Raw genomic sequence first — 6,527 nt, 5'->3', positions numbered from 1 at the left:
ACTCGTGTACGTTCATGGCGCTTCTCCCTGCGGCACGTCCCTTCGAGAGAGGCGCTTCCGCTCCGATCCTGGCTCGCCGGCTCGGGGCCGGCCTCTGGCATTCGGCATACCAGCCGCTGGCGCGGTGCGATCCCGCTCCGGCCTATCCTTAGACGGACAGCGCGGGACGGGACCGGGACACGTCAGACTTCCCGGCCGTCTTTGCCGCACGGCGACGCTCCGGTCATGGAACTAATTTTTCTGCGCGCCGCGAATAAAATTTCGGCCGTAGAAGGGGATGAGGCTCAGTCGCCGAGGGCAGCGCCCGGCGCCAGCGCCTTGGCGCGGGCGAACTCGCCGGCCGGCATCTTGCCGCCGCTCTCGGGCCGCACGATCAGGATCTCGATGCGGCCGCCCTGCGCGGTGACATGGAAGGAGTCGGCGCCGACCGCGACCACCTCGCCGGGCTTGCCCTTGACCTCGCCGATCGTGCGCACCGGATGCTTGCGGGCATCGTAGATCTTGAGCGTCTCGCCGTTGAGCGTCGTGACGGCCCCCGGCGCGGGGTTCGCCGCGCGGATCAGGTCGTAGATCTGGTCGATGTGGCTCGCCCAGTGGATCGTCGCTTCCGGGGCCCGGAACCAGCCCTCGTAGCTTGCCTGCGACTCGTCCTGCACCGTCTCGACGTGGCGGCCTGAGACGACGAGGTCGGCGGCCTCCAGCATCGCCGCAACGCCGAGGGGGAACAGCCGCTCGAAATAGACATCGCCCGTGGTGTCGTCGGGGCCGATCTCGCAGGCCTTCTGGAGAATGACCGGCCCCTCGTCGAGGCCGTCCGTCGGGCGGAAGATGCTCAGGCCCGTGCGGGTCTCGCCCTTGGCGATCGGCCAGTTGATGGCGGACGGCCCGCGATGGGCCGGCAGCAGCGACGGGTGATACTGGATGGTGCCGTGCTTTGGGATGTTGACGAAGCTCTGCGGCGCGAACTGCAGCACGTAGGCCATGATGCCGATATCGGCGCCGAGCCCGCGCATCGCGGCCTCGGCCTCGTCGCTCTTCAGGCTCGGAAACTGGAAGACCGGCAGGCCTCGCTCCAGGGCCGTGCGCTTGAGGATATCGGGCTTGGCGCCCTCCTTCTCGGGCGCGCAGAAGACCCCGACGATCTCGTCGCCGCGGCCGAGGAACGCCTCGAGCACGGCGGCTCCGAAATCCTGCTGACCGATGAACGCGATGCGCATGCGGGCGTCGTCTCCTTTCCGGCGGCGGTGCCTGAAGCACCGCGGGCGGGAAAGGCGTTAGCCCCGTTCGCGGGTTCCGCGCCATCGCGCGAAACCGTCATCGGGAGACAGAGAGAGCCGGATGAAAACCGCGCACCGGCCGCGCGGGGAGGACCGCCCGAGGCGCCCTCCCCCGAAAGGACCGCCCTACTCGGCAGCCATCTTGGTCGGCACGGCGCCGATGGCGCCCGAGTCCGCGATCTCGGCGATCTCGTCCTGGCTGTAGCCGAGCACGTCGCGCAGGATCTCGTCGTTGTGCTCGCCGAGCAGCGGCGAGCGGGTCACGTCCGAGGGGCTCGCCGAGAGCTTGATCGGGTTTCCGACGCTCAGGTACTTGCCGCGGGTCGGGTGGTCGACCTCGACGATGGTGCCGGTGGCGCGCAGGGCCTCGTCCTCGGCGATCTCCTTCATCGAGAGGATCGGCCCGCAGGGGATGTCGAACTCGTTGAGGATGTCCATCGCCTCGAACTTGGTCTTCGTCATCGTCCAGGCTTCGATGCGCGTGAAGATCTCGTTCAGGTGCGGCAGGCGGGCCTTGGGCGTCGCGTAGCCGGGGTCGGTCTTCCAGCCGGGCTCGCCGATGATGTCGCAGATCGGACCCCAGACCGCCGCCTGGGTGATGAAGTAGATGTAGGCGTTGGGATCGTGCTCGTGGCCCTTGCACTTCAGGATGCGACCCGGCTGGCCGCCGCCGGAGTCGTTGCCGGCGCGGGGCACGGCGTCGCCGAAGGGGATGCCCTCGCCGAACTGGCTGTACTCGTGGAGCGGGCCGTGGGCGAGGCGCTGCTGGTCGCGCAGCTTCACGCGGCAGAGGTTGAGCACCGAGTCCTGCATGGCGCAGTCGACCTTCTGGCCGAGGCCGGAATGGGTGCGGTGGTAGAGGGCGGTGACGATGCCGAGCGCAAGGTGCAGGCCGGTGCCGGAATCGCCGATCTGGGCGCCCGTCACCATCGGGATGCCGTCGCGGAAGCCGGTGGTCGAGGCCGAGCCGCCGGCGCACTGGGCGACGTTCTCGTAGACCTTGCAGTCCTCGTAGCGGCCGGGACCGAAGCCCTTCACGGACGCGAGGATCATGCGCGGGTTGGCCTCGTGGATCTTCTCCCAGGTCAGGCCCATGCGGGCGAGCGCGCCGGGGGCGAAGTTCTCGACGAGGACGTCGCACTCCTTGATCAGGCGCCAGAGCACCTCCTTGCCCTTGGGGTGCTTGGAGTCGATCGTCATCGAGCGCTTGTTGTGGTTCAGCATCGTGAAGTAGAGGCCGTCCACATCGGGGATGTCCAGGAGCTGCTGACGCGTGGCGTCGCCCGCGCCGGGGCGCTCGACCTTGATCACGTCGGCGCCGAACCAGGCGAGAAGCTGGGTGCAGGTCGGGCCGGACTGGACATGCGTGAAGTCCAGAATGCGCACGCCTTCGAGTGCCTTCGCCATGGTTCCCTCTGTGTTTCCTTCCGTCGGCTTATCCGCCGATCGGCCCTGTCAGTATACGAAATACGGGCGGGGAGACATCCCCCCGCCCGCCGGCGCGAACCGTGACCGGCTCACTTCTTCTTCTTGACCACGCTCTGCGGGTTGAGGCTGCCGATGTTGCCGCTCTCGCTGCCGGCGGCCGGATCGATCACCGCGTTGATGAGGCAGGGCTTGCCGGAGTCCATCGCCTCGTTCACCGCCCGGCTCAGCTCATCCGGAGTGGTGACGTGATAGCCGACGCCACCGAAGGCCTCCATCATCTTGTCGTAGCGGGAGTCCGACACGAACACCGTGGTGGCCGGATCGCGACCGGTCGGGTCGACATCGGTGCCGCGGTAGATGCCGTTGTTGTTGAAGATCACCACCGTGACCGGCAGGTTGTACCGGCAGATGGTCTCGACCTCCATGCCCGAGAAGCCGAAGGCGCTGTCGCCCTCGACGGCGAGCACCGGCTTGCCGGTCTCGACGGCGGCGGCGATGGCGAAGCCCATGCCGATGCCCATCACGCCCCAGGTGCCGACGTCGAGGCGCTTGCGCGGCTCGTACATGTCGATGATGCCGCGGGCGAGGTCGAGGGTGTTGGCGCCCTCGTTGACGAGGATCGCGTCGGGGCGCTCGGCGATGATGGTCTTCAGGGCGCCGAGCGCGCCGTGGAAGTCCATCGGGGTCGAGTTCTTGAGGAGGCGCGGCGCCATCTTGGCGATGTTGGCCTCCTTGCGGGACTTGATGGTGTCGGTCCAGTCGGAGGGCGGGGCCTGCCAGTCCTTGCCCATCCCGTCGAGCAGCGCCTGCACGCAGGAGCCGATGTCGCCGACGAGGGGCGCGGCGATCTCGATGTTCGAGTCCATCTCGCGGGGTTCGATGTCGATCTGGATGAACTTCTTCGAGCCCGGCTCGCCCCAGGCCTTGCCCTTGCCGTGCGAGAGCAGCCAGTTGAGGCGGGCGCCGACGAGGAGCACCACGTCGGAATCCTTCAGCACCAGCGAGCGCGCGGCGCCGGCCGACTGGGGATGGTTGTCGGGCAGGAGGCCCTTGGCCATGCTCATCGGGATGTAGGGGATGCCGCTGGTCTCGACGAGCTGGCGGACCGCCTCGTCGGCCTGGGCGTAGGCGGCGCCCTTGCCGAGAATGATCAGGGGCTTCTTGGCGCCCTTGAGCACGTCGAGGGCGCGCTTGACGGCGTCGGGGCCGGGGATCTGGGCGGGGGCTGCGTCGATCACCTTGACGAGGGACTTGGCGCCGGCCTCGGCATCCATGGTCTGCGAGAAGAGCTTGGCGGGCAGATCGAGGTAGACGCCGCCCGGACGGCCCGAGACCGCCGCGCGGATGGCGCGGGCCACCGCGATGCCGATGTCGCAGGCGTGCAGGACGCGGAAGGCCGCCTTGCAGAGGGGCTTGGCGATGGCGAGCTGGTCCATCTCCTCGTAGTCGCCCTGCTGCAGGTCGACGATCTCGCGCTCGGAGGAGCCCGAGATGAGAATCATCGGGAAGCAGTTCGTGGTGGCGTTGGCGAGGGCCGTCAGGCCGTTGAGGAAGCCGGGGGCCGAGACGGTGAGGCAGATGCCGGGCTTCTTGGTGAGGAAGCCCGCGATGGCGGCGGCGTTGCCGGCGTTCTGCTCGTGGCGGAAGGAGATGACCCGCATCCCCTCCTCCTGGCACATGCGGCCGAGGTCGGTGATCGGGATGCCCGGCACGCCGTAGATCGTGTCGATGCCGTTGAGCTTCAGCGCGTCGATGACGAGGTGGAAGCCGTCGGTGAGCTCCTGCTCGGCCGGCTCGTGCGAGACGATCTCATCGATGTTCTGTGCTGCGAGTGCGGACATTCTTTTCCTCCCGAACAAACTTTGCTTTCGAGGCTTCGGCGAAGGCTTCCGGGGGAAGCCGGCAACTCTACGCGAGCGCGACGCTGACCTTGAGGGGAAGGCGGCGTACCGGCCGCCCGGAGCGAACATCCACCCGGGCCTGCGACGGCGCGGCGGCCGTCCCGGCCACCGCCTTCGGGCCAGCCGAGGGCTGCCCGTCCGTGATCCTGCCCATGTCAGCGTCCTCCGGGCGATCCGCGCAGCCGTGTCTCCCGCCGCTTCGTCTCGTCCTCGCCGCGAGCCGCCCTACGTTCCCCGGGAACCCGCGCCGCCCGCCTCATCGGCCAGGCGTCGGCGCCGCGATCCGTTCGGACAGGGGCGCCAGGGTTCCGCAGCGGGACCTTTCGGACCGCTCGCCACGACCGTTCGACCCTGGCATACCAGATACCACGTGTCAAACCGGCCAGCGCACCGGCCGCCCTTTTCCAGCGACATTCGGGGCCGTCTGTCGCGCCCCAAAAAGAACCCCGCCGCGATCCTCTCGGACCGCGGCGGGGCATCGATGATCGACCGATCCAGCCCGCCTCAGACGGCGACGGCGGCCTGGCGGGGCGCGGCGGCGAGCGCCGCGTCGGCCTCGGCCTCACCCTGCGCGAGGTAGCGGGCCCGCATCGGCTTGAGCACGAAGAGGGCGAGCAGCGCGGCCACGATGTTGAAGCCGATCATCATGCCGAACACCGCGGTCCAGCCGTAGGCGGCCGAGAGCAGGCTCGCGAAGGGCACCAGGAAGGCGGCCGTGCCCTTGGCGGTGTAGAGCAGGCCGTTGTTGGTGGTCGCGAACTTCGAGCCGAAGGTGTCACCGCAGGTCGCCGGGAACAGGCTGTAGATCTCGCCGAACACCCCGAAGTAGGCGGCCGTGGCGAAGGCGAAGACCAGCGGGTGGTGCCCGTAGAGGACGAGCATCACCACCGACACCGCCGCGATGCTGAAGGCGAGGAACATGGTGTTCTCGCGGCCGATCGTGTCGGAGACCCAGCCGAAGAACGGGCGCCCGAAGCCGTCGAGGATGCGGTCCAGCGAGAGGGCGAAGGTGAGCGCCGCCATCTGCAGGCCGAACACGCTCACGGGCACGTCCGCGACCTTGAAGTCGTGGGCCATGGGCGCGAGCTGGGCCGCCGCCATCAGGCCGCCGGAGGCGACCATCACGAACATCGCGTACATCACCCAGAAGACCGGGCTGCGCACGGCCTCGCGCGGGGTGCGGTCGACCCGGCTCTGGGGCAGGTGGAGCTTCTTCTTGGCCGGCGGCCGCAGGGACTTCGGCTTGCGCAGGAACATCGAGAGCACCACCACCACGGCGCCCTGGATGAGGCCGAAGGTGAGGAAGGCGCTCTGGTAGCCGCTCGAGGCGATGAGCTTGGCGATCGGGATCACGGTGATCGCGGCGCCCGCGCCGAAGCCGGCGGCGGTGGCGCCGGCGGCGAGGCCGCGCCGGTCCGGGAACCACTTGAGGGCGTTGCCGACGCAGGTGCCGTAGACCGAGCCGGCGCCGATGCCGCCGACCACGGCCGCGAGATAGAGCATCCAGAGCGAGCTTGCGGTCGAGTCCAGCACCCAGGCGAGCGCGATCATGAAGCCGCCGAAGCAGACCACGATCCGCGGGCCGTAGCGGTCCACGAACCACGCCTCGACCGGCACGAGCCAGGTCTCGGTGGCGACGAAGATCGTGAAGGCGAGCTGGATCGCCGCCCGGCCCCAGTGGAACTTGGCGTCGATCGGGTCGACGAAGAGCGTCCAGCCGTACTGGAGGTTCGCGATCATCGCCATGCAGACGATGCCGAACCCGAGCTGCCACCACCGCGCCGAGGGCGCATCCTCCCCGGCCGCGACCGGCGTGTCCTGGCGTTCCATCCCGTCACCTTTTTTCGCGCGATCTCTGCGATCGACGGGATTATTCTGCCGGATTCAAACGTGGCATATTGAATGCCACGTTTGAATCCGG

The 6,527-nt window shown here is 68.7% G+C and carries 4 protein-coding genes; all 4 read right to left on the bottom strand.

Features of this window, described 5'->3' with window-relative positions:
- Positions 1 to 284 precede the first annotated feature (284 nt).
- The 4 genes from MFF04_RS18360 to oxlT all read right to left on the bottom strand — a co-directional run bounded on the left by MFF04_RS18360 (position 285) and on the right by oxlT (position 6,436).
- Complete coding sequence (locus MFF04_RS18360; protein WP_238277936.1) at positions 285 to 1,217, bottom strand: methionyl-tRNA formyltransferase; 933 nt, start codon at positions 1,215 to 1,217, stop codon at positions 285 to 287.
- 186 nt (positions 1,218 to 1,403) lie between these two features.
- Positions 1,404 to 2,684, bottom strand: a complete 1,281-nt coding sequence (frc, locus tag MFF04_RS18355; RefSeq protein WP_238277933.1) for a formyl-CoA transferase — start codon at positions 2,682 to 2,684, stop codon at positions 1,404 to 1,406.
- Positions 2,685 to 2,794: 110 nt separating this feature from the next.
- On the bottom strand, positions 2,795 to 4,546 hold the full coding sequence (oxc, locus tag MFF04_RS18350) for an oxalyl-CoA decarboxylase (RefSeq protein WP_238277931.1): 1,752 nt from the start codon (positions 4,544 to 4,546) through the stop codon (positions 2,795 to 2,797).
- A gap of 564 nt (positions 4,547 to 5,110) precedes the next feature.
- Positions 5,111 to 6,436 carry an oxalate/formate MFS antiporter gene (gene oxlT, locus MFF04_RS18345; protein WP_238277929.1) on the bottom strand — a complete coding sequence of 442 codons (1,326 nt, stop codon included), beginning with the start codon at positions 6,434 to 6,436 and terminating at the stop codon, positions 5,111 to 5,113.
- Positions 6,437 to 6,527: the final 91 nt, after the last annotated feature.

This window comes from Methylobacterium jeotgali, from assembly GCF_022179345.1.
GTDB lineage: Bacteria > Pseudomonadota > Alphaproteobacteria > Rhizobiales > Beijerinckiaceae > Methylobacterium > Methylobacterium jeotgali.
This window is presented reverse-complemented; position numbering and strand designations above follow the sequence as displayed.

Bases quoted from the DNA above. Each gene is read 5' to 3' on its own strand.
- oxlT (WP_238277929.1), bottom strand. From the start codon at position 6,436: ATGGAACGCCAGGACACGCCGGTCGCGGCCGGGGAGGATGCGCCCTCG.
- frc (WP_238277933.1), bottom strand. From the start codon at position 2,684: ATGGCGAAGGCACTCGAAGGCGTGCGCATTCTGGACTTCACGCATGTC.
- oxc (WP_238277931.1), bottom strand. From the start codon at position 4,546: ATGTCCGCACTCGCAGCACAGAACATCGATGAGATCGTCTCGCACGAG.
- MFF04_RS18360 (WP_238277936.1), bottom strand. From the start codon at position 1,217: ATGCGCATCGCGTTCATCGGTCAGCAGGATTTCGGAGCCGCCGTGCTC.